Annotated in this window: 19 protein-coding genes and 1 pseudogene; 5 read left to right on the top strand and 15 right to left on the bottom strand. The window is 44.4% G+C overall.

All coding sequences use genetic code 11. The features are described 5' to 3' along the window. The first annotated feature begins 152 nt into the window (after nt 1-152). Both O3627_RS06235 and O3627_RS06230 read left to right on the top strand, forming a co-directional pair. Nucleotides 153-593 carry a LytTR family DNA-binding domain-containing protein gene (locus O3627_RS06235; RefSeq protein ID WP_002908487.1) on the top strand — a complete coding sequence of 147 codons (441 nt, stop codon included), beginning with the start codon at nt 153-155 and terminating at the stop codon, nt 591-593. Continuing rightward, nucleotides 590-1,060, top strand: coding sequence for a DUF3021 family protein (locus O3627_RS06230; RefSeq protein WP_268688597.1), 471 nt, complete (start codon nt 590-592; stop codon nt 1,058-1,060). Before O3627_RS06235 ends, O3627_RS06230 begins: the two co-directional genes overlap by 4 nt. 48 nt (nt 1,061-1,108) lie before the next feature. On the opposite strand, the gene mutS is transcribed toward O3627_RS06230, so the two are convergent. Further along, a complete protein-coding gene (mutS, locus tag O3627_RS06225; protein WP_343092176.1) occupies nt 1,109-3,658 on the bottom strand; it encodes a DNA mismatch repair protein MutS in 2,550 nt (849 codons plus the stop codon). Nucleotides 3,659-3,736: 78 nt separating this feature from the next. Beyond that, nucleotides 3,737-4,174, bottom strand: coding sequence for an arginine repressor (gene argR / locus O3627_RS06220; protein WP_002902018.1), 438 nt, complete (start codon nt 4,172-4,174; stop codon nt 3,737-3,739). A gap of 300 nt (nt 4,175-4,474) precedes the next feature. Here argR and argS point away from each other — a divergent pair, with 300 nt between their 5' ends. Beyond that, nucleotides 4,475-6,163, top strand: a complete 1,689-nt coding sequence (gene argS, locus O3627_RS06215; protein WP_061592411.1) for an arginine--tRNA ligase — start codon at nt 4,475-4,477, stop codon at nt 6,161-6,163. Nucleotides 6,164-6,195: 32 nt separating this feature from the next. Here the strand turns inward: argS and nrdI are convergent, their stop codons facing one another. The 5 genes from nrdI to malQ form a co-directional block, all read right to left on the bottom strand. After that, nucleotides 6,196-6,684, bottom strand: a complete 489-nt coding sequence (gene nrdI / locus O3627_RS06210) for a class Ib ribonucleoside-diphosphate reductase assembly flavoprotein NrdI (protein ID WP_343092177.1) — start codon at nt 6,682-6,684, stop codon at nt 6,196-6,198. A gap of 62 nt (nt 6,685-6,746) precedes the next feature. Continuing rightward, nucleotides 6,747-7,265, bottom strand: coding sequence for a hypothetical protein (locus O3627_RS06205; RefSeq protein ID WP_343092178.1), 519 nt, complete (start codon nt 7,263-7,265; stop codon nt 6,747-6,749). 32 nt (nt 7,266-7,297) lie between these two features. Then, nucleotides 7,298-7,462 carry a hypothetical protein gene (locus O3627_RS06200; protein ID WP_268690482.1) on the bottom strand — a complete coding sequence of 55 codons (165 nt, stop codon included), beginning with the start codon at nt 7,460-7,462 and terminating at the stop codon, nt 7,298-7,300. After that, entirely contained in the window at nt 7,444-9,705 is a 2,262-nt protein-coding gene (gene glgP / locus O3627_RS06195) for a glycogen/starch/alpha-glucan family phosphorylase (protein WP_002899305.1), read from the bottom strand. The genes O3627_RS06200 and glgP overlap by 19 nt, the downstream gene beginning before the upstream one ends. A gap of 32 nt (nt 9,706-9,737) precedes the next feature. Next, entirely contained in the window at nt 9,738-11,249 is a 1,512-nt protein-coding gene (gene malQ / locus O3627_RS06190) for a 4-alpha-glucanotransferase (RefSeq protein ID WP_125382694.1), read from the bottom strand. Between the two features lie 435 nt (nt 11,250-11,684). Here malQ and O3627_RS06185 point away from each other — a divergent pair, with 435 nt between their 5' ends. Both O3627_RS06185 and pulA read left to right on the top strand, forming a co-directional pair. Then, nucleotides 11,685-12,668: a LacI family DNA-binding transcriptional regulator gene (locus tag O3627_RS06185; protein ID WP_002905582.1), complete on the top strand. Its 984-nt coding sequence runs from the start codon at nt 11,685-11,687 to the stop codon at nt 12,666-12,668. Nucleotides 12,669-12,785: 117 nt separating this feature from the next. Beyond that, the gene (gene pulA / locus O3627_RS06180) at nt 12,786-14,864 is read left to right on the top strand and encodes a type I pullulanase (RefSeq protein WP_343092179.1); all 2,079 of its coding nucleotides are present in this window, start codon (nt 12,786-12,788) and stop codon (nt 14,862-14,864) included. Between the two features lie 35 nt (nt 14,865-14,899). Here the strand turns inward: pulA and O3627_RS06175 are convergent, their stop codons facing one another. From O3627_RS06175 to O3627_RS06140, 8 genes and pseudogenes are all read right to left on the bottom strand, one after another. Further along, entirely contained in the window at nt 14,900-15,835 is a 936-nt protein-coding gene (locus O3627_RS06175) for a YitT family protein (RefSeq protein WP_343092180.1), read from the bottom strand. Continuing rightward, nucleotides 15,822-17,576 (bottom strand): aspartate--tRNA ligase, encoded by a 1,755-nt coding sequence (gene aspS / locus O3627_RS06170; protein ID WP_343092181.1) that lies wholly within the window; start codon nt 17,574-17,576, stop codon nt 15,822-15,824. Before aspS ends, O3627_RS06175 begins: the two co-directional genes overlap by 14 nt. A gap of 169 nt (nt 17,577-17,745) precedes the next feature. After that, nucleotides 17,746-17,958 carry a hypothetical protein gene (locus tag O3627_RS06165; protein WP_125382701.1) on the bottom strand — a complete coding sequence of 71 codons (213 nt, stop codon included), beginning with the start codon at nt 17,956-17,958 and terminating at the stop codon, nt 17,746-17,748. A 152-nt stretch (nt 17,959-18,110) separates the two neighbouring features. After that, the gene (locus O3627_RS06160; RefSeq protein ID WP_125382702.1) at nt 18,111-18,470 is read right to left on the bottom strand and encodes a hypothetical protein; all 360 of its coding nucleotides are present in this window, start codon (nt 18,468-18,470) and stop codon (nt 18,111-18,113) included. A 3-nt stretch (nt 18,471-18,473) separates the two neighbouring features. After that, the gene (locus O3627_RS06155; protein WP_260468532.1) at nt 18,474-19,427 is read right to left on the bottom strand and encodes a hypothetical protein; all 954 of its coding nucleotides are present in this window, start codon (nt 19,425-19,427) and stop codon (nt 18,474-18,476) included. Nucleotides 19,428-19,438: 11 nt separating this feature from the next. Further along, complete coding sequence (locus O3627_RS06150) at nt 19,439-21,640, bottom strand: hypothetical protein (protein WP_125382704.1); 2,202 nt, start codon at nt 21,638-21,640, stop codon at nt 19,439-19,441. 12 nt (nt 21,641-21,652) lie between these two features. Next, nucleotides 21,653-21,961, bottom strand: coding sequence for a hypothetical protein (locus tag O3627_RS06145; RefSeq protein WP_002922974.1), 309 nt, complete (start codon nt 21,959-21,961; stop codon nt 21,653-21,655). Between the two features lie 20 nt (nt 21,962-21,981). Further along, nucleotides 21,982-23,019, bottom strand: a pseudogene (locus O3627_RS06140) (type VII secretion protein EssC); the annotation flags it as partial.

Genomic DNA, 23,019 nt, shown 5'->3' with positions numbered 1-23,019 from the left:
TAACACATTGGGCTCTTTCTATCAGAAGGCAGCCTTTTCTTGACCATTCTGTCCGCCAGCCAAACCATATAGACACAAATAGCTGCCACATAGACAAAAGGGCTTGTTTTCGCTGCCAAGTTGCGGTTTAATAAAGGTGAAAGGAGGAAGTTATGAAAGTTAAGCTAAGAATCGATTCTCAAGTCACCGAGGACTCCGTCAGCATTGAGGCTCGCCTCATGACAGAAAGTATTCAGGAATTGGTCCACTTTGCTCAACATCTAGGCAAAAAAGACAAGATTCATGTCAAGAAAGAGGACGAAATCTATCTGCTGGATGCTAAGGAAATCCACCGAATCTATACAGAAAACCGCCAGATTCAGGTTCGAACAGCAAAAGACAGCTATCGAGCTCAACAAGCTCTTTATCAATTGCTGCAGGTCCTACCGGAATATTTCCTGCAGATTTCTCAGTCGGAGATTATCAATAGCAGGCAAATCAGCCACCTCAAGCTGACTCCAAATGGTCTGATTCAAATATTTCTGAAAAACGGTGATCAGACTTACTCGTCCCGCCGTTATCTAAAATCCATTAAAGAAAGGTTGCAATTATGAAAACTCGTCTTAAAGAACTCTTTTTCGGAGGAATTGGAGGGATTTTCATCGGTCTCTTCTTCTCCATGATTGTTTCTTATTTTTACAATCCAGCTTATCTACCGCTTCATCCTCGCTCGCCTATTGGCCACTTCTTTTTGAGCCAGCATGTCCATGTTTCCCTCATCATGCTCTACTGCATGCTTATCTGGTTTATCATGGGAGCTATTTTCAGATGGAGTGGAAGCTTCTTCCAAAGAGACTGGAGCATCCTGCGCTCCATTGTCAGCCACTATGGTGTGATGATTCTGACCTTTGCACTTTTAGCTAACCTAGCTGGATTTTTCCCAAGAGAAAAAATACTCAGCCTGACACTGACTGCCGTTGGGGAATTCACTCTCATCTATCTGGTTATTTCAGGTGCCATCTACTACCGCACTTACCGCAACATTCAAAAAATCAATAGCGGTTTGTCTAGAAAATCGTGAGAAATAAAAAGAGCAGACTTGTGAAATTAGCAAGTCTGCTCTTTGTTTTTACAACTTCTTCTTGAGCTCGGCCACTGCTGCCATGACTTCCAGGGGAGTCATATTGTAGATGTCCAAGTCTCGGAGTTCAGTCAGGATTGGATTTTCCGTTCCTTCTGCGAAAAGAGACATCTGCTCCGCCACTTGTGACCGTTTTTGTCTGGATTCGGTAGGAAGCTCTGAGCCTAGTCCTGTATCCTGACTCTCCAAATGACTCAAAATGTTATCCGCCCGCTCCAGTAATTTCTCAGGAAGACCGGCAATTTTCGCCACGTGAATCCCGTAGGACTTGTCAGCCGGACCCGGCTCAATCTTATGCAGGAAAGTCACCTGCCCGTCCTTTTCCAAGGTTGCCACATGGACATTTTCCAAATGCTCCAAGCTATCCTCTAAGGCTGTCAGCTCATGATAGTGGGTGGCAAAGAGGGTCTTGGCTCCAGTATAATGATGAATATGCTCAATAATAGCCTGAGCCAGCGCCATCCCATCGTAAGTAGCCGTCCCACGGCCCAGCTCATCAAAGAGAATGAGCGAACGCTCGCTGGCCTGCCGAATGGCCCGATTGGCCTCCATCATCTCCACCATAAAAGTGGACTGGCCAGACACCAGATCATCTGCTGCACCGATGCGAGTGAAAATCGCATCAAATAGCGGCAAACTGGCAGACTGAGCAGGCACATAAGATCCCATCTGTGCCATAATGACGATTATAGCCAGCTGGCGCATATAAGTCGATTTCCCGCTCATATTCGGCCCGGTAATCAGCTGGATATCCGTTTCCTGGTCCAGCAGAATACTATTTGGAATGTAGCTCTGGGCACCCATGACCTTTTCCACAACAGCATGACGGCCTTTTTCAATCTGCAGACGGCGCTCCGCAGTAAAGACAGGACGCACCAAATGCAGTTGTTCTGCCACCGCAGCAAAGCTCTGCAGGACATCTACAGCTGCTAGCGTTTGTGCCAAGGCCTGCAAGCGCTGGATATATTTGCCAGCTTCCTCGCGAATCCGCATGAAAATTTCGTATTCCAAATTAGCAGATTTTTCACGCGCCTCCAACATCTCTCCCTCAATCCGGGCCAACTCCTCCGTTCCGAAACGCTCAGAATTTTTCAGGGTCGCCTTGCGGAAGAAATGACTAGGCACATGAGCCAACTGAGAATTGGTCACATGGAAATAGTAACCATCTTTTTTATTATAATCAATCTTCAGGTTGCTGATGCCGCTGTTAGCACGTTCTTTGACTTCCAGCTCCGCAATCCATCCGGTCCCATCCCTCAGCACAAGCCGATACTGATCCAAGGTTTCATCAAAACCGGTCCGAATAATATTGCCCTCGGTGATGATATGAGGTGCATCCGGCGAAATAGCTGAGCTAATCAAGCCCGCCAACTCTGGAATAGGATCCAAGCCCTCAATCAAACGAGCTAGATGCGGGCTGCCGATTCCTTGCAAGATAGCCTTAATCTGAGGCACATTGCCCAATGTTGCTGCCAGCTGCAGCAGATCCTTGGGATTGGTCTTGCCAAAAGACACCCGACTAGCCAACCGCTCGATATCATAGACTCCCTTGAGGCTCTCCGTCAAATCACTCCGCTCAAAGAAATGATCCAGAAAAACCTCGACGACATTCTGCCGCTGGCTAATTCGCGCTTCATCAATCAGCGGCCGCTGGATCCAAGAGCGCAGCATGCGGCCCCCCATGGCCGTCTTAGTCTCGTCCATCAGCCAATAAAGACTGCCGTGCTTCTTGCCTGAACGAGCATTTTCTGTCAAATCCAGACTTGCCTTGGTGGCATAGTCCATTTGCAGAAAGTCCTTGATTTCATAATGCTGAGCCTTCTTCAAATGGCTGAGCTCCCTCATCTGAGTCCGGTGCACATACTCAAGCAATTTCCCCGCTGCCTGACGTTCCATCGGAGACAACTCCTCGCCTAGCAGCTGGACATCGTCCAAAGCTGTCTGTACATAGGACAATAAGAGGTTCATCTGCCCAGCCAAGACCTGCTCCTCAGCTTCTGGCAAGGTATAGCCCAGCACCACTTCCCTAGCTTTCAAATTGCGGATTTCCCCACAGACCAAGACAAAGTCCTCTAAACTAGTCACCTGAAATTCACCGGTCACCAAGTCCATATAAGCCAGACCATAGAGACTATCCGAGTAATCCAGAGCCACCAGAAAATTATTAGCAGAGTCCGGCTTACTGGAGTCCACCACCGTCCCCGGCGTGATAACCTGAACGACCTCCCGCTTAACAACGCCCTTGGCTTCCTTTGGATCTTCCATCTGCTCCGCAATCGCTACCTTATAGCCTGATTCGACCAAAACATCAATATACTGCTGAGCCGAATGATAGGGAACTCCAGCCATGGGAATCGGATTTTCTGCATTTTTATTTCGGCTAGTGAGAGAAATCTCTAAAATCTGGGCGGCATTGACCGCATCATCACAAAACAACTCATAGAAATCCCCCATCCGAAAGAGCAAGAAAGCATCTGGATAGTCCTTTTTGATATCCAAATACTGCTGCATGCCTGGCGATAACTTTTCTACTGCCATCTCTATCCTTTCTAAAAACAAACGAGGTCAGGACTTCTGTCTCAAACCTCTCCATTTTTCCTGAAAAAACTGTGACTCTTACATCACTTCCTGTATTTGCTCTTCAATCTCCTGAGCAGCTGCCTGATCCCGGCAAACCACTAAAAGAGTATTGGCACCCGCAACGGTTCCCAGAATACGGCTATCGAACGAGCTATCCACGACATTGGCCAGCACTGTTGCCTCTCCCAAGCCCGTACGAAGAACCAGACTAAACTCTGCCCTGGCTACACTCTCCACATGCTTGGCTAAAAACTCTATAAAATCAATCTCTTCAGTCTCATGCGCCAAAACATAATAAGTCAGCCCCTTCTTCTTAACCTTAGTCAGGCCGATTTCACGGAGGTCACGCGACAGGGTAGTCTGCGTCACATAAATCCCTTGCGCTTCCAGACGATCCTGAATCTCCTTTTGCGTTCCTAGCTTTTCCTCCTTAATCATCGTTTTGACTAACTGATGACGGTCATTCTTTCTCATTTTTACCTCATTATTGAATATTTAGAAGCTGCATTCATGAAGGGCACTTCATCCGATCAAAGACTGCTTCTCCATCAATCTAAGCAAAGATTTGCAGGAATACTGAGAATAAATAAAAAACTTTAACCAAGAGTGACAGGGAAGGAAGCATTTAGATGGAAAACTCATCTATAAATACAGGTTCTTATCCCTCTTATTATATCAGAAAAATTCCTATTAGCCCAAAAATTATTCCCAAAAAAATTGAAGATTCCTTGAAAAATGTGATAAAATAATAACAAAAGACACAAAGGAGCAAATATGGATAACAAACAGTTGATTGCCGGCGAATTGGCCAAGGTTATTGACAGCCTTGATCAAGACGCTATTTTAAATTTATTGGAGCAGCCAAAGAGCTCTGAACTTGGTGATATCGCCTTCCCAGCCTTTTCTCTGGCAAAGACTGAGCGCAAAGCTCCTCAAATCATCGCTGCTGATATCGCTGAAAAGATTGATACAGCGCATTTTGATAAAGTCGTTGCGACTGGTCCTTATGTCAACTTTTTCCTCAGCAAGGCTGAAATTTCTGGCCAAGTCATCAAAGAAGTCATCAAAGATGGAGCTGACTATGGCCAGCAAAACGAAGGAAATAATCAGAATATCACCATTGATCTATCAAGCCCAAACATTGCCAAGCCTTTCTCAGTCGGCCACTTGCGCTCTACTGTTATCGGTGATGCTCTTTCCAACATCTTCCGCAAGATTGGCTACAACACCATCAAAATCAACCACTTGGGAGACTGGGGCAAACAGTTTGGCCTCTTGATGGTAGCTTATAAGAAGTGGGGAAGCCAGGAAGCTGTTGAAGCTAACCCTATTGACGAGCTTCTCAAACTCTACGTGCGTATCAATGCCGAGATTGAAAACGACCCATCTCTGGATGAAGAAGGCCGCCTTTGGTTCAAGAAGCTGGAAGATGGCGACCCAGAAGCAACTGAGCTCTGGCAATGGTTCCGCGATGAAAGTCTGACAGAATTCAACCGTATCTACGAACTCCTAGGTGTCGAATTTGACAGTCTAAACGGTGAAGCCTTCTACAATGACAAGATGGACGAAGGGATTCAAATCCTCGAAGACAAGGGTCTCCTGCAGGAATCCAAAGGAGCTAGCATTGTAGACTTGGAAGACTTTAACCTTCCGCCTGCTATGATTAAAAAATCAGACGGTGCTACCCTCTACATCACACGTGATATCGCAACAGCCATCTACCGGGCTCGCACTTACAACTTTGTCAAAAATGTCTATGTTGTAGGTCAAGAGCAGGCTAACCACTTCAGACAGCTTAAGGCTGTTCTGAAAAAGATGGGCTTTGACTGGAGCGATGACATGATTCACGTTGACTTTGGTCTGGTGACTAAGAACCGTCAAAAATTGTCTACACGTAAAGGAAATATTATCCTCCTCGAACCAACTCTGCTGGAAGCTATCAGCCGGGCAAAAAGTCAGATTGAAGCTAAAAACCCAGATTTGGAAAACAAGGAAGCTGTTGCTCGTGCAGTTGGAGTTGGAGCAGTTAAGTTCTACGACCTCAAAACTGACCGCCGCAATGGTTACGACTTTGATTTGGAAGCTATGGTATCCTTCGAGGGAGAAACAGGCCCTTACATCCAGTATGCCTATGCTCGTATCCAGTCTATCCTGCGCAAGGCGAACTTCCAGCCTGATGCAGAGGCTACATACAGCCTAAACGATCCAGAAAGCTGGGAAATTATCAAGCTGCTCCAAGACTTCGGTCGCGTTGTCAAGCGTGCTGCTGATAACTATGAACCATCTCTGATTGCCAAATACGCTATCAGTCTGGCTCAAGCCTTTAACAAATACTATGCGCACACACGGATTCTGGATGAAAGCCCTGAGCGCGACAGCCGTCTGGCTCTCAGCTACTCAACAGCTGTTGTCCTCAAAGAAGCTTTGCGTCTGCTAGGAGTAGAAGCGCCAGAAAAGATGTAAGCTTGCTTTAGAAACATCAAAAAACGAAAACCTCACTGGTTTTCGTTTTTTTCAATGTGATAGAGCTCCTCAATAATGCCCGTAACCTTCTTAATGTCTCCCAACATGCCGCGCATTTCAAAATCGGCCAAAACTGGAAAACCGAAGCGCTCTGAATATTGTTTAGCGGTCAGACAATATTGATTATTAAAGTTACGATTGCCGCTGCCAATGACACCCAGACACTTGCTAGCATTTTGACCATAGGCGATAAAGTCCCCTACATCGGTTGTCAGAATTTCTACATCGCCATTATCCACACCATTGCCACCCTCCAGATAAGTTGGCAGAAAAGCGATGAAAGGATTGTCCATTTCAAAAAAGGGGATCCCTTCCTTTACTAGGTCTTTGATATGAATCTTCTCTATCTCTAGGCTTGGATGCTGCTCCAGCAAATAGTCTGTCAGCCGTCGGACGAAACTCTCTGTATTGCCGCTCAGGCTGATATAAACCAAGGAAACCTTTGTCATTTTATTCTCCATTCTAAAAAATAACAGATATTGCTTCTTAAAATTGTAAGCACTTATCTGTTATTTGTCAAATTTTATTCGTTTGCAGCTAGTTCCGCTTTTTCAGCCTCTTTTTGCTGCTGGATTAGCTTAAAGACGACGATGGAAAGATAAATTAAACTGATAATAAAGCCCAGCACTGTTCCTAAAAGAAGGCTGTTTGAATGCGTTGCAATGTTTTCAGGGCTTGTAAATACCTTGCCAACAATTCCTTTCGATGAAATATAGACGTAAACTTGAGATAACAAACTGACTAGTATATAAACGATATAGCTAATATTAGCCATCTGCAGATTTTTTCTAACCAAAAAGACGATAGATGCTATTAACAGAGCCGTCATAACGAAAAAAATAATCATATTCATTCCATCACGAAGAAATTCAAAATAAAGTTTATTAAACTGATTTGTCTGATCACTCAACTCTTTTGAGAAACCGATTTGTGTATAATCTACCTCAGAAAACTTGGAGAAAAAACGGCTCCATACTCCCAGTAAAGTTCCGATTGCTGACAAGCCCAGCAAAACATAAAGATAAATTGGTTTCTTTTTCATGAACGCCTCCTGTAAAGAAATATTTTCACTTATTATACACCGAAAAGAAAAAGCTGACAAGGCCGAAAGGTTTTCATCTTTTCATAAGCCCACACAATAGCTAAATCCTTATTCATTTCTTCGACTAAAAAATCAAAGCCGAAACACTGCTGTCTCGGCTTTTTTGATTTAAAGAATATTAGCTGTTCAAGTGCCATACTTCTTCTTCGTATTGAGCGATAGTACGGTCAGATGAGAAGAAACCAGCTTTGGCGATATTGACGATGACTTTGTCCATCCATGCATCGCGATCTTCGTAGTCCGCCAGCATGCGCTCTTTCACTTGGATATAGTCTTCCAGATCCAGCAGGGTCATGAACCAGTCCTTGCTGATCAGTTCATTGTAAAGACGTTCCAAGCGTTCAGCTTTACCAACTGCCAATACTTCATCGCTAACGATAAAGTCAACCAATGGCTTGATAGCTTCACGTGCATAGTACTCACTAGACTTGTAAGCGGATTTTGCGTAGAGGTCAATAACAGTCTCAGAATCTTCACCGAAGATGTAGATGTTGTCTTCACCGACCAACTCTGCAATCTCAACATTCGCTCCGTCCATGGTACCAAGAGTCAAAGCACCGTTAAGCATGAACTTCATGTTACCAGTACCAGATGCTTCCTTAGAAGCTAGGGAAATCTGCTCAGAGATGTCACCAGCCGCAATCAAGAAGCTAGACGCTGTAACATTGTAGTTTTCTACCATAACTACTTGCAAGTGCGGAGCCACTTGAGGGTCATTAGCAATCACTTCTGACAAGCAAAGGATAAGGTGGATGATGTCCTGTGCAATTGTGTAAGCAGGAGCAGCCTTACCACCGAAGAAGACAGTGATTGGACGAGCAGGGATGTTGCCAGCCTTGATGTCCAGATACTTGTGGATAACGTACAGAGCGTTCATTTGTTGGCGCTTGTACTCATGCAGACGCTTGATTTGGATATCAAAGATAGATTCTGGATTGATTTCCACGCCTTGGGCTTCCTTCAAGTGACGAGCCAATTTACGTTTGTTGTGAGCCTTGATACCTTCCAATTTTTCTTTAACATTTGCAGCGCCAGTGAATTCCAACAAGCCTTCGAGCTTAGTTGCGTCATGGTGCCAGTCGCGGCCCAGCAACTCATCCAGATAATGAGACAGACGTGGGTTGGCATGCATGAGCCAGCGGCGGAAAGTAATACCGTTGGTCTTGTTATTGAATTTTTCAGGGTAGATATCGTAGAAGGCTTTGAGCTCAGAGTTTTTCAGGATTTCTGTATGCAGAGCAGCAACCCCATTGACACTGTATCCGTAGTGGATATCCATGTGAGCCATGTGTACACGATCGTCCTCATCAATGATTTGAACTGCTGGATCTGCGTATTTAGCTTTCACGCGCTTGTCAAGCTCTTTGATGATTGGTACCAGATGCGGCACTACTTCTTTCAAGAATTCCAGAGGCCATTTTTCAAGAGCTTCTGCCAGAATCGTGTGGTTCGTATAAGCAGTCATCTTCTGTACGATGGCAATTGCTTCATCCAGATCCAAACCACGTTCAGTCAAGAGACGAATCATTTCTGGGATAACCAGAGATGGGTGGGTATCATTGATTTGGATGACAGCATAGTCTGCCAAGTCGTGCAGGTTGCTACCTTTTTCAATGGCTTCGTCAATAATCAGCTGAGCACCATTTGAAACCATGAAGTACTGCTGGAAGATACGGAGCAATTCCCCTTGCTTGTCACTATCGTCTGGATAGAGGAAGAGGGTCAAGTTGCGAGCGATATCTGTCTTATCAAAGTCAATACCGTCAGTAATGATATCTGCATCCACTGAGTCCAAATCAAAGAGACGAAGACGGTTCTTAGTTTCTGTCTTGTAACCAGGCACATCAATATCATAAAGAGTAGATGTCAGGGTGAAGTGAGCAAATGGCACTTGGTAGCTGCGGCTAGAGCGAACCAACCAGTTTTGCTCAGTCAGCCAGAAGTTAGGAATAGTTGTCTGTTCGTTGTTTTTCAAAACCTGTTGGAAGAGACCGAAGTGGTAGTTCAGTCCTACACCATCACCATTGAGACCCAAGGTCGCAATAGAGTCCAGGAAGCAGGCAGCCAGACGGCCCAAGCCTCCGTTACCCAGAGACGGCTCCAACTCAACTTCTTCTACCTCGATCAAGTCTTTACCGGCATCTGCCAGTTCTTGCTTCACATCATCGTAAAGTCCAAGGTTGATCAAGTTGTTAGACAAAAGTTTACCAATCAGAAATTCAGCTGAGATGTAGTAGAGTTTTTTCTTACCAGTGTTGACTGGCTTTTGAGCGCTGGCTAATTTAGTGTAGTTCAAAAGAGCCAGGTAGAGTTCTTCGTTGCTGCAATCAGCAAGATTTTTTGAATAAGTATTTTTGATATAAGTTTGTAAGTTTGACATGATTACTCCCTTCAAGCCTAGTTAGCTGTTCTTTATTTGTTAATTAAATCGGTATTCATACGACGGTAAGTCTTGGTCAAGCTGTAAAGCTCACCTTCGACGATTGGATTCAGCTCTTCAGCTGTCATCCGCCAAGTCCAGTTGCCACCAATTGTGGATGGATAGTTCATCCGTGCTGCACTGTCTAATTCCAGCAAGTCTTGCATGGTCGCAATGGCCATAAAGCTGACTGAAGCAAAGATTGTGCGCAGCATTGCATGAGGTACTGTTTCGTACTCCTTACGGTTGGTGTACTGAGCCATGTACTGGCGAGTAGCGTCGTCAATCTCATCCTTGTACCAGCCCAAAACAGTATTGTTATCATGGGTTCCTGTATACATGACTGAGTTGTTTGGCGCCAGATGCGGGCTATCGATGCTTTCATCATCAGGATTGAAGGCGAATTGCAAGATCTTCATTCCTGGGAAACCAGTGCGCTCGCGCAGCTCGATCACTTCATCCGTCATAAAGCCTAGGTCTTCTGCGATGATATTCAAATCACCCAAGGCTTCCTTAACCGCTGCAAAGAGCTTGTAGTCTGGACCTTTGACCCACTTACCAGAAGCAGATGTTTCTGAGCCAGCAGGTACTTCCCAGTAAGACTCAAAGCCGCGGAAGTGATCGATACGGACAATGTCGTAAATCTTGAAGCTTTCACGCAGACGCTCAATCCACCAAGCATAGCCATCTTTGTCCATAGCTTCCCAGTCATAGATAGGATTGCCCCAAAGCTGGCCAGTTTCTGAAAATTCATCTGGCGGACAGCCTGCCACACAAGTTGGCTTGCCGACAGCATCTGTCTTAAAGAAGTGAGGCTGTGCCCACACATCAGCACTGTCAGCTGCCACATAGATTGGCATATCACCGACAATTTCGATGTGGTGTTCATTAGCATAAGCTTTTAATCTTAACCACTGCTTAAAGAAGAGATACTGGGTTACACGATGATAAGTCAGCTTGTCAGCCAGCTTCTCACGATAAGAAGCGAGACTAGCAGCCTCACGGCGACGGATGGCTTCATCTGGCCACTCTGTCCAAGCTAGATTATCAAAATGCTCTTTGATAGCCATGTACTCAGCGAAAACTTCCAACCAAGCTGCATTTTGCTCCACAAAGCTCTCATAGTCAGACAGATCGTCTGCTTTCAAGAAGCGAGCAACTGCTTTTTCCATGATTGGACGACGAGCATCGAAAATCTTTGCATAATCCACTTTTCTAGGATCATCTCCAAAATCAGCTCCCTTGACATCTGACTCGTTCAGCAACCCCTCTTCTATCAGAATATCAAAATCGATAAAGTAGGTATTCCCCGCAAAAGCAGAGAAAGACTGATAAGGAGAATCACCATAACTGGTCGTTCCCAGTGGCAAAATCTGCCAATAGCGCTGCTTGGTGCGAACCAAGAAGTCTACAAAATCATAAGCACTTTGGCCAAAAGATCCGATACCGTACTTACCCGGAAGGGATGAAATGTGCATGAGCACGCCGCTTTGACGTTTTTTCATTTTGTCACCTCGTTATTTTTCCTCTACGCCTTTTCATTTTTACTTAATGCAAACGTTTGCGTCGACTTGATTATAACCTATTTTTTTTTTTAGTGCAAGGGGTTTTTGAGATTTTTTTCAATTTATTGGTTAATGGATATAATGCTCTTTTAGGACTCTCTTACAGCCCCAATTGTTTACCGTTTTTCTCTTCTTGCAAGCGTTCTCTTTTTGTGTTAAAATGTTCTTACAAACAGAAAACGTTTGCGTTTACTGAGAAACTGCTTTATACTTGTTTTTTCAACCATAATAGTTAGGCAAAATCACTGGTTATAATAGCCATTTTGGGCAGAGGTTTGCATGACCCTTAGAAAGCAAGTGCTTCTACTACTAGGTTTAAAATAGTTCATGTTATAGAAAGGATTTCCAGCAAATGCAGGCCTTTAGGAGGTTTTTATGCGAGTTACTATCAAAGAAGTCGCAAAACTAGCAGGCGTATCACCCTCTACCGTGACCCGCGTCGTGCAAAATAAATCAACCATCAGTGAAGAAACTAAAAAACGGGTCCGTGCTGCTATGAAGGAGCTGGACTATCATCCCAACCTCAATGCCAGAAGTCTGGTCAGCCAGTCCAGCCAGGTCATCGGCTTGGTCCTGCCGGACGACTCAGATGTCTTCTATCAAAACCCTTTTTTCCCAACTGTGTTGCGGGGGATTTCTCAGATTGCTTCTGACTATGACTATGCCATCCAGATCAGCACTGGGCAAGATGAAGAGCACCGCTTGGAAAATATGAAGCAGATGATTTTAGGAAAGCGGGTAGACGGACTGATTTTTCTTTATTCTAAGCAGGACGATCCTTTGGTCGACTTTGCAGTCAGGAACAATTTCCCCTTCCTTATCCTTGGGAAAGCTGTCTCACCTTTTATCTCTCTGGTGGACAATGACAATATCAAGGCTGGCTATGACGCGACCAGATATTTCTTAGACAAGGGCTATCGAAAAATCGCCTTTCTGGCCGGGAATAAGGAGCTGGTCGTTTCTCAAGATCGTTACACAGGCTACAAGCAAGCTCTGAATGAAGCAGACCGGCCTTTGGATGATCGCATTATCAAATTTGCTTTCGGTTTCCTTCTGGAAGACAACAGTTACAAGATTATGGAGGAGTTACCGCTGGATGAGATTGAAGCTATTGTAACCTCTGATACCTTGGTAGCAGAAGGAGCCCTGCACTATCTCAAAGATCAGGACTACCAGATTCCCATTATCACCTTTGACTCTATCAAACCGCGCATCGATGTGGATGCCTATATTGATATCAATGCCCTCGAGCTTGGGAAAGAGTCCTTCCGGACTCTCTTCCAAATCATCAAGGACAATAAAGAAGACAAGCAAATCTGCTATCGCCAGTTGATCCCGCATAGCATCAGCACTCGCTAATCCGAGTGCTTTTGCTCATTCATCAACGATTCACATATCGGCCTTGTCCCAACCCAGGGCAGAGCCTGAACTCAAAACAATTACCCAAAGAGAAACTAACAAAGAAAGAGGAAAAACATGGCCTTTCGTATTTTTCAAGCCTATTTAGATGACGAAAATATCATCACCATCGAACTGGAAAAGAGCTTTGAAGCCTACTCCATCCACTTTACACTGGAAGACAAGCACAGCTCCAGCCCTTTAACTATCAAAAATATCAACAATCAGGAAGAGCGGATTATCTATACCGTGTCGGCTAATGAGCCCATTGACCTGACGCAATCCTACAAGGTCTATGACCAAGACCGCAACCATACTGACCTGCAGTACCGCCATATCGTGAAAAAGCCTATTTTCGATGAGATTTTTGACTATGCAGGCGACGATTTGGGAGCTCAGTACAGCCCCCAAGCCACCGACTTCAGACTCTGGGCACCCATTTCCGAAAAAGTCCTCCTACATCTGAAAGACCAGGTTCACCATCTCAAACGTCTGGATAGGGGAGTCTGGCATACACAGATTGAAGGAGATTTAGAGGGAGCCTCCTATTCTTATCTCCATAAGATTAATGGCACGTGGGTTGAAGTTCATGATCCCTACGCCCTATCCTCAGATGTCAATTCGGGCAACAGCTATGTCATTGATTTAGAAAAGATTAAAAAGCCTATCAAACGAGCAAAAAAACAGCTAGATCCGACAGAAGCCGTCATTTATGAAATGAGCGTCCGCGATTTCTCTATGCAGAAAGAAGCTGGTTTCTCCTATCCTGGGAAGTTTGCCTCGCTGAGCGAATCTCCAGTCGTTCACGGTCAGAAGTTTGGTCTGGACTATCTGAAAGAGCTAGGTATCAGCCACGTGCAGCTTCTGCCTGTCTACGATTTTGGCAGCGTTGATGAAAAGCATCCAGAGCTCGTCTACAACTGGGGCTACGATCCTGTCCAGTACAATGTCCCAGACGGCAGTTTTGCCAGCAATCCGCGAGACCCTTATGCCCGCATCTTAGAGCTGCAGGCAGCCATTACTGCCTACCACAATGCTGATATCAGCGTCATCATGGATGTGGTCTACAATCATGTCTATGATGCCAATAGCTATGCTTTTGAAAAAATAGTGCCCGGCTATTTTTTCCGACTCAATGACATGGGCTACCGGACCAACGGAACCTTCTGTGGTAATGATGTAGCCAGTGAGAAAATCATGGTCCGCCGTTATATCAAGCAATCGGTCAAGCAATGGGTCAGTCTCTATGGCTTTGACGGTTTCCGCTTTGATCTAATGGGGATTTTAGATATCCAAACCATGCAGCAGATAGCCGACGAACTCAAGACGCTCTATCCTAACATCTATCTCTATGGTGAAGGCTGGCAGATGGACACTGGACTGGCAAGTGAGCGATTGGCTCACCAGTACAATGCTGCCAAGCTGCCAGATTATGGATTTTTCAGCGACCATTTTCGCGACAGTCTCAAGCAGACCATCGCCCAAGGCCGGCAAATCGAGAGCAAGACTCCTGCCAGTCAACTTGAAAATGTCCTGACAGCCAATGTCGGTCTAAAAGGTGAGGCTCACTTCATAGCGCCTCAGCAAGCTATTAATTATGTCGAGTGCCATGATAATGCAACGGTTTTTGATTACTTTGATATCGTCAACCCTGCTATCACCCTGCGGGATCGGCTGGCCAATTCGCGGCTGGCTCTCCATCTCGTCCTCCTAGCTCAAGGTGTTCCCTTTATCCACAGCGGTCAGGAATTTTTCCGGACTAAAAATCTGATTGACAACACCTACAATATGCCCGACGAGATCAATAAACTAGACTGGCTGCGCTCCCTGCATTACACAGAGGACATTGCTTTTGTTAAACAGCTGATTGCTTTTCGCAGGGCACATCCGCTGCTGCATCTAAAGACCAGCGCCGCTATCAAGCAAGCCTGTCAGGTCAACTGGCTGACAGACAGTTTATTGGAGTACAAGATTCAAGACAGCAAAGAGAGCATGACCATCGTCATCAACTTTGGCAACCAAGAGGCTGTCTACGAAAACAAAAACAAGCAGAAGCTACACCTCCAATACCCAGCCATTGATGCCAAAAAACCAATTGCGCCCCTAGCTGACAGTTACAGCCTAGCTGGCAAGCAGTTGATTGTGTTGAAATCATAAAAAAAGAGACTAGGTCTCTTTTTTTTGTGTACTATTCACTCCTCCACAAAAAGTCCCAAGATATGGACATTGTCTGCAACGGAAACGAAGGCAGCTGGGTCGGTCTGCTTCATGATTTGCTTGAATTCATTAAACTCAGCTCGGGTAATAACTGTCACCAAAACAGCTTTTTTCTCATGATTATAAGTTCCCTCAGCGCCATGGATTACTGTAGCCCCACGATGCAGCTTGTTGTGAATCTTATCAATCACTCTGTCTGGATGACTGGTGATAATCATAGCCTGCATGCGCTTCTGCTTGGTAAAGACAGCATCCGTCACTCGGCTAGACACAAAAATAGTAATCATGGAGTACAGCGCATATTCCCAGCCAAAGGTCAAACCCGCAATCAGCATAATAATCCCATTGACAATCAAGGAAATATTCCCGACGTTCCGGCCTGTTTTTTTCCGAACAGTCAGACTGACAATATCAGTCCCACCGCTGGAAATGCTGGACTTAAGGGCAAAGCCAATCCCTGCTCCCATGACCACACCGCCGAAAAGGGCGTTGATAATAGGATTATCAGTCAAGGTCACTTCCGGCACAAACTGGATAAAGAGCGAGCTCATCGTAACCGTGATAAAGGTAAAAATGGTAAACTTATGCCCAATCTGGTACCAGGCCAGGATCATCAGCGGAATATTGATGGCGTAAAAAGTCACAGAAACCGGAATGGTAAAACCTAAGAAACGAGTACTGAGGGCAGTAATGACCTGCGCCAGACCAGTCGCCCCGCTGGAATAAACATGCCCCGGCTGAAAGAAGAAATTAACTGCGACAGCTGACAAAAAGCCATAGACAAGCGAGGCAGAAATCTTCTCATCGTACTTCTCACGCGAGATACTCTTTAAAGACCGCAAAATCTTAAAATTATAAGCAAATCTGCGGACATAATAGCGAAAGAGTTTGTAAAAATTAGTCTTCTTCATGTGCTTCCACTTGTAAACTTAATTCCTCTAGTTGAGCGACCGACACTGGACTAGGTGCCTGTGTCATTGGATCAGAAGCCTTATTATTTTTCGGAAAGGCGATGACTTCGCGGATATTTTCTTCACCAGCCAAGAGCATCACAAAGCGGTCCAAGCCCAGAGCCAAGCCACCATGCGGTGGAAAACCATAGTCCATAGCCTCCAAAAGGAAGCCAAACTGCTCAGCAGCTTCTTGAGCTGAGAAGCCAAGTGCCTTGAACATCCGCTCCTGCAAGTCTTTCTGGTTGATCCGAAGACTGCCGCCGCCCAGTTCATAGCCATTGAGGACGATATCATAGGCCACAGCCCGCACCTTGCTCAGGTCGCCTTCCAGCTCTTGCTCAGAATCTTTCTGAGGCAGGGTGAACGGATGGTGGGCACTCATACAGCGACCCTCTTCTTCTGACCATTCAAACATAGGCCAATCCACCACCCAAAGGTAGTTAAATGTATCAGGGTCAATCAAGTCCAGCTCTTTGGCCAAGCGTACACGAAGAGCTCCCAAAGCAGCGTTTGCCACTTCCAAAGTATCAGCCACAAAGAGAACCAAGTCATTATTTTCAAGCTGTAAAGCTTCTGTCAACTGACTTGTCAAGTCTGTCAAGAACTTAGCAACTGGACCAGCCAGTTCACCATCAGCTACTTTCACCCAAGCAAGACCCTTAGCACCATGCTGTTTCGCTTGCTCTGTCAGCTTGTCAATATCCTTGCGAGAGTATTTATCTGCAGCATTTTTTACCACAATAGCCTTGACAGCTGGAGCTTCTGAAAAGACCTTGAAGTCAACTCCCTTGACAAGCTCTGTCAAGTCCTGCAACAACATCTCAAAACGAGTATCAGGCTTATCAACCCCATAAAGAGCCATGGCATCATCATACTTCATACGAGGGAATGGCAGAGAAACCTCAATACCCTTGGTCTCCTTCATAACACGAGCAATCAAGCCCTCTGTAATGTCCTGAATCTCCTGATCAGACAAGAAAGAAGTCTCCAAGTCCACCTGAGTAAACTCTGGCTGACGGTCACCGCGCAAGTCCTCGTCACGGAAGCATTTAACAATCTGGTAATAACGGTCAAAACCAGCGTTCATCAAGAGCTGCTTGGTAATCTGCGGACTCTGTGGCAGAGCGTAAAAATGCCCCTGATGAACCCGACTAGGCACCAAGTAATCACGTGCTCCTTCTGGCGTTGACTTAGATAGGAAAGGCGTTTCCACATCAAGGAACTCTAGCTCATCTAGATAGTTGCGGATAGAGTGAGTCACCTTGGCACGGAGCTTGAAGTTCTCCAGCATCTCTGGCCGGCGTAAGTCCAGATAACGGTAGCGCAAACGCGTATCGTCATTCACCTCGATGCCGTCTTTGATTTCAAAAGGCGTCGTCTTGGCTGTATTTAAGACAGTCAGACTTTCCACATGCAGCTCAACGCTCCCTGTTGCCAGCTTGTCATTGGCCTGCTCACGCGCAGCCACCTTACCGGTCACTTCCAGCACGTACTCACCACGCAGGCTTTCCGCTGTTGCCATGACTTCAGCAGCCACAGTCTCAGGATTGATGACCAGCTGCATAATGCCTTCGCGGTCGCGCAAATCAATGAAAATCAGACCGCCCAAATCCCGACGGCGGGCTACCCAACCCTTCAAAGTGACTTCCTGACCAACATGCTCCTTGCGAACACGCCCAGCATACATAGAACGTTTCATCTTTACTCTCCAAATTTTTAATTCTGTTACTATTTTACCACAAAGCGCCTAAGAAAGCCCTTCTGTCCGTTCTTTTTCTAAAAAATATTAAAACACCGCATGACTAATGCTGACAGTTATGACAAAAGGCCTGAGGCAAAGTCCCCAGACCTACTGTCTACTCTATAGATTATTCCTTTTTCTTGCTATCCTCATAGAGACTGGGCGCAAATGCTTTTGTCACCATGGCCGTCACGAAGCGAAAACCTCCTGCTGCCAGACCAAAAATCGGCGCCAAAGCACGGAAGAAAAAATCCCCCCGCATAAATAAACAAAGCAGACCAGTAATCGCAAAGATAGCCAAGCCCTGCACCACAACCACCAATAATATTTTCTTCATCATTCCCTCGACTTTCTATAGACTATTATAGCATAAGAAAGGAAGGTTAGGGCATAAACTGGAAAGTTTTGGAAAATAGCAAGGCAGAGAGAGGAGGTGCAAAAGAAAACCACCTGAATTAGGATTCAGGTGGTAAATATAAAAATCCATCTAGTCTAATACAAACTATTATAAGACTGTGAGCGACGAATATTTTCGTTTTTCGAACGAATATATCTATCTTCGGAATCAGTCTTCATATTGAAGACTTTTGTTCCTTCGGTGATATTTGTTGCTAAATCTTGGTCCGTCTTTGAAAAAGCTAGGGCTACCGCATTCAAATACCCATCTAGTGAGTCAACTGTATCAACCAGACTAGCTGTCATAGTCTTTATACCTGTCGTTCCTTCATCAATGGTGCCAGTAATATCTGACACGATAAAGGAGCCTGCAGAGTTTATAAGTGCCGCCTCCATCGCTTTAAAACTTGTACGAGCCGAGGTTAGACGTGTCGGACTAATATCTTTTTGTCCCATAAGTTACTCCTTTTTCTCTTGTTGCTCTTTCCAGTTAAGATAATCCTGATAGCTTTGTATAGGATAGTCTGTTAAGGGTTGGCTATTCTTGTTATATCTATTCTCAACAAGATAAACTGTCAATACCTCTTCTCCTTCTGGCGCCAGCCAATGAAGCATATGGTTAAACCAATCCTCTGAGCTTACCATAGTAAATCGTGGATAGATGGTTCCTTTAGCATCTAATATCTTCATCACTTCAGGGTACTCTTTGGATAAATTTATTTTAGCTTCATTCTTGGAAGATGTACTATGCAATGTGTTGCTCAATAAGAAACCATTCTCATCTGCTACCTTTGCCAAGGTCGTACGATTAGTATCTGCATATAAATCATGATCTAGTGAAGAAGGTCTATCATCGAAAGCATTATTATTGCTATAGTCTTCTGGGATGTCACTGATTTCATGCGTCTCTAAATTCAGAAACACTTTCTTATCCTTGTCCGAATCCTTTTCCCCTTTAGGACGAATCGTCACAGTAAGATAGTCCACTTCTTGATAATGGATAAGATGGTTTGACATGATTGGAAAATAAGATGGATTATATGACCGAACAGCCTGATAGAGGTCTACCTTTTGGGACGGATATCCTTCCTGATCCAAGTCAAAGATAACCACATTCCAGTGCTCTTCTTTTCGTTGAGGATGATAGGGTATATATTCTCCATCTACTTTATCAAGAATGCGTCCCTCCTGGCTAATGGTATAACGTTTCCCTGCAGACCATCCTCTTGTTATAGCCACAAATTGCTTATTTTCTCCAAATACAATAATATCACGAGAGGTTATTGCTTCAAAAGTACGATAAGTTTTTTTCTCTTTATGGGCGCTTCTATTTAAGTAGAAAAAACTAAACAAGCCCAAAGCTAACACAAGGAGGAGTCCAGCGCCCCACACCAACGTTTTCTTATTCTTCATCGTCACCCTCATCATTCTACCATTTTATAGTCCTGTCGGCCATCGGTATATTTATTGAAGCTAACAGCGTTCGTCTTGGTAAAGTCATTGGCACTAGTGCTAAGAATGCCATCCTTTTTTGCTCCTCTTGCTAAATTCGACAGGGCATCTTTCACATTGTTCACGCCTACATCTGTGAGCGTGACATGGCCACCTGATCCCGCAAGCAGCTCTTTTGTTTGGCCACTTACGATCTTTGTCTCTGACATCTCAGTATCAAACTGATTCACTTTCGTTATAACATTCTCCATACCTGCTGCCGTTCCATCATATGCCTCTCGAGCAATCGCGCCCCGCATACCATTCCTTTCAAAATCAACCTGCTGAAGATGGCTGCTCAAATCATAAGTAGAATCAAAAGCAGCGTTTATAACCTTTGGTTTGCCCCCGCCAACAAGCTTTTCATAGGTTGCTCGTCCGCCTGTATCATGGAAAAGATAGGACTGCTCTTCTTTCAATTGCGCAATCTTTGTGTCATACTCATCTGCCCTGTAGTAGGCATCCACAATCGATTGGGCTAACTTAACAGTCCGATTGCTCTTCTTATAGATTTCATCTGCTTCAATTCTAGATATTCCTTCCGCAACCTTCAAAGAGCTCTTCAGTCCACCCTCAACATCAGAGGTCTTAAACTTGATACCCTCTTCAATAATTGACAGAAGGACTCCCGTCTGTGGACTGTAAAGAGACAAGGCAGACTTAGCTATATTATAGCCCTCATCTATAACAATATTTCTCTTCTTCTTTTCAAAGTCGTCAATTTCTGCCTGTAAAAGTTTAGTCTTTTCACCATCGTAAGTATATAGCTCTTGTAAATTATAGTCACCCGTCTTTAGTCCATTCCAATAGGTAGACAATTCAATTTCTCCTAAAGCATTGAACCTTAGATTGGTCAAATAGCCTTTCGAAGTAGCACTAAATGTTTCTTTCTCATATCCTGAACCAACATAGGTTGTGCTATGCTCTTTTGTACCTAGTTGACTATAGTAAACAAACTTAAAGAGGTTATTTATTTTGGCCAATCGTTGCAACCTATTATCAATCTGCATGATTTCACCTTGGCCAGATGCGAGCGTATTCAGATAGTCCTGTGCTGTTAAGCCACTGCCTTCAGAAAAATTAAGCACATAAGCATCCGCTTTCCCTCTCAATCCTTTAGCAATATCTCCAGATGCAATAGACAAACGCGCAGTGTAGTCTTGAACACCTTCGCGGTCTTGTTCTGCCATTCCACGGAAAAATGCTTCAATATGCGGAAGACGACCATCATACATACCATACTCTGCATTAATAGCTTCCTTTTCAAACCTTCTAACGATGACTGCCATCGTTGCTAAGCTCATTTTTTTACCCTTAAGCTTACCAAGAGATTCAAATATTTTCTGTTTTTCTTCATACTCCAGTCCTTCTGGATTACGACCAGAACCATCATTGAGTAAGTCCTTATACCCCCCCTCTGACATCAGATATTTAATCGCTTTTACGTCTTCATCTGTATGAACGGCATCTAAATAGTACATCGTCTCTGCTGTAAGAGCACCATGCTTGATAGAATCAATAATTTCCTGTGGGCTAATGGAAACAATAACTTTGGCATTGTCTACAATATCTTTCAGAGATTTAAAATTTTCAGTTGCCGGTTTAACCTCTTTACTCATTAAGTCGTGAGCTGTCACAATATTATTATGAGTTGTCTCACGGTCTTTCGCAGCCGTCTCCATATAATGGGTGGCTGACTCAGAAAATCCATTGATATGAGAATCCCCTTCCCCTAACTCTGCAACAATGTCTTCTAGAATTGCTTCTATTCCCGCCTTCACCGAATTCGCTTCCTCGAGCTGATTGCCTTTCAGTTCACTGGCCATTTCATGAATGGCGTCGGAAGTATAAGCAATGCTAGTGAATCCTTCTCCCTGAATCGCATCTGTAAAACTTGAAATACTCGTTCCATATGTTTTTAAAACGGATGGAGCCACTTCAAATACCTGCGTTTGAAGCATGTTTAATTTTGTGAAGAAAGCATTAATAGCATCTGCATAGTTTCCTTCCACACGAGTTGTAAAGGATCTAGATGTGTCTGCGGCTGCCGACTCTACACTAGATGCAAAATTTGAAACAGAATTCCCATAATCCTTCATCAAGGAAGCATCCATTACTTTAATTGTTGTTCCCATTTGACTCCTCCACTATACTTCATTTTTACTCGCATTTATCTCTGCGATAATTTGGATTCCCAAAGAGGCAATCTCACTATCTAATAAAGCTACCATAACTGCTTTTTTACTATCTAAAAGCTTTGTTAAGTTAGATAGACTATCAAGTTCGTTTTGATGTTCTAAATCATACTTACTGCCAGCAATTTCACTCTCGCGTAACCCAACTACATAATGAATATCTGTATTTTGAGCTATTAGCCTTTTTTTCAACGCTTCAAGTCTATTCCTTTTTTGCGTTAATCGTCCTGCTCGTTCTGAGCCTCCAACAAGTAGCCCCATATCATTTTTCCCTTTCTAAGTTAAAACATTAATACTTTAATCTGTTTCGCTATTCCACTATCTACATAATAGTGAACTTGCTCTTGTAATGCTCCTTCACGGAGTGGTCTATTAGTGACCGTAATAATTGGTTGATCCGTTATCCTAATTCCAAGAATAGCTTGTTTCGTTGTCTTGGCTGCTTTTGAAGCTACATCTATTCTACGATTAAGATCGACACTTGACATCATTATAATGCCGTATCCCACTTTTGATCCTCTTTCAATAATGAACGAAAGTTGATTTAATAACTCTGGGGTCAATTCATCTACTAGATAAGACATGTCATAAATGATAACGTTGACAATATGATTACTTTGTCTGCTATCTAGATGTTCTTTTATTCTCAACTCTAACGCATCTATCATCTCAACTATTGCATCGCCTACAGATACTGTCACACCCTCTATCTCAGGGAGATTATGATACTTAGGAGCTAGCACAATCACCTTCTGCTTTCCTCGTGCAATATGTCGAGTAAAAGCACTCATCTGTTCTTCCTTGTCCGTTAAGTAGAGAAGATTACCCTTAGATAGATCCCAAATTATTGGCTCAACTGTCTCCATGTCCAGTCCTAGTGGAACTAATCCCCGATTGTAAGCGGCTTGGACACTAGCCCGGCTGTAGAAGTCTGCCTCTGTCAACTCCTCTGGTACCATCGGAATGGCACTTGGGCGTTGACCTGTCCATGCTTCTTGGAGAGAAGCGACTTCCTGACGTAGGTTGTTGAGGACTTGTGCATCATTGGCACCCGCTACTGGTAAAGCCAGCTGGATGACATCAACCTCGTCACGCTTCATGAGTGCCCGGCCCTTGATGTCTTCCATCGTTTTCGCTAGCGGGGTAGAGCCCACGATAGAGCGGACTTCTCCCACATCATTCTGCGGCAGACTCAGCTGGTGCTTGAAGTTAGCATAGAACTGCGCTCGAAGGTTGGACTGACGGCCCGCTGTCACCAAGAGGTGAACACCGATGCTGAGACCTTCACGGGAGATCCGCACCAAGAGTTTGAAGAGCTC

This window comes from Streptococcus sp. 27098_8_82 (genome assembly GCF_041431615.1).
Lineage (GTDB): Bacteria > Bacillota > Bacilli > Lactobacillales > Streptococcaceae > Streptococcus > Streptococcus sanguinis_K.
Note: the sequence above shows the minus strand (reverse complement) of the source record. Positions and strands in the feature narration are given on the sequence as shown.

Bases quoted from the DNA above. Each gene is read 5' to 3' on its own strand.
- O3627_RS06200 (WP_268690482.1), bottom strand. From the start codon at position 7,462: ATGGCACTTGAACAGCTAATATTCTTTAAATCAAAAAAGCCGAGACAG.
- O3627_RS06185 (WP_002905582.1), top strand. From the start codon at position 11,685: ATGCGAGTTACTATCAAAGAAGTCGCAAAACTAGCAGGCGTATCACCC.
- O3627_RS06150 (WP_125382704.1), bottom strand. From the start codon at position 21,640: ATGGGAACAACAATTAAAGTAATGGATGCTTCCTTGATGAAGGATTAT.
- O3627_RS06235 (WP_002908487.1), top strand. From the start codon at position 153: ATGAAAGTTAAGCTAAGAATCGATTCTCAAGTCACCGAGGACTCCGTC.
- O3627_RS06175 (WP_343092180.1), bottom strand. From the start codon at position 15,835: ATGAAGAAGACTAATTTTTACAAACTCTTTCGCTATTATGTCCGCAGA.
- O3627_RS06160 (WP_125382702.1), bottom strand. From the start codon at position 18,470: ATGGGACAAAAAGATATTAGTCCGACACGTCTAACCTCGGCTCGTACA.
- nrdI (WP_343092177.1), bottom strand. From the start codon at position 6,684: ATGGAGAATAAAATGACAAAGGTTTCCTTGGTTTATATCAGCCTGAGC.
- malQ (WP_125382694.1), bottom strand. From the start codon at position 11,249: ATGAAAAAACGTCAAAGCGGCGTGCTCATGCACATTTCATCCCTTCCG.
- O3627_RS06145 (WP_002922974.1), bottom strand. From the start codon at position 21,961: ATGGGGCTACTTGTTGGAGGCTCAGAACGAGCAGGACGATTAACGCAA.
- argS (WP_061592411.1), top strand. From the start codon at position 4,475: ATGGATAACAAACAGTTGATTGCCGGCGAATTGGCCAAGGTTATTGAC.
- glgP (WP_002899305.1), bottom strand. From the start codon at position 9,705: ATGTCAAACTTACAAACTTATATCAAAAATACTTATTCAAAAAATCTT.
- aspS (WP_343092181.1), bottom strand. From the start codon at position 17,576: ATGAAACGTTCTATGTATGCTGGGCGTGTTCGCAAGGAGCATGTTGGT.
- pulA (WP_343092179.1), top strand. From the start codon at position 12,786: ATGGCCTTTCGTATTTTTCAAGCCTATTTAGATGACGAAAATATCATC.
- argR (WP_002902018.1), bottom strand. From the start codon at position 4,174: ATGAGAAAGAATGACCGTCATCAGTTAGTCAAAACGATGATTAAGGAG.
- O3627_RS06155 (WP_260468532.1), bottom strand. From the start codon at position 19,427: ATGAAGAATAAGAAAACGTTGGTGTGGGGCGCTGGACTCCTCCTTGTG.
- O3627_RS06165 (WP_125382701.1), bottom strand. From the start codon at position 17,958: ATGATGAAGAAAATATTATTGGTGGTTGTGGTGCAGGGCTTGGCTATC.
- O3627_RS06205 (WP_343092178.1), bottom strand. From the start codon at position 7,265: ATGAAAAAGAAACCAATTTATCTTTATGTTTTGCTGGGCTTGTCAGCA.
- mutS (WP_343092176.1), bottom strand. From the start codon at position 3,658: ATGGCAGTAGAAAAGTTATCGCCAGGCATGCAGCAGTATTTGGATATC.
- O3627_RS06230 (WP_268688597.1), top strand. From the start codon at position 590: ATGAAAACTCGTCTTAAAGAACTCTTTTTCGGAGGAATTGGAGGGATT.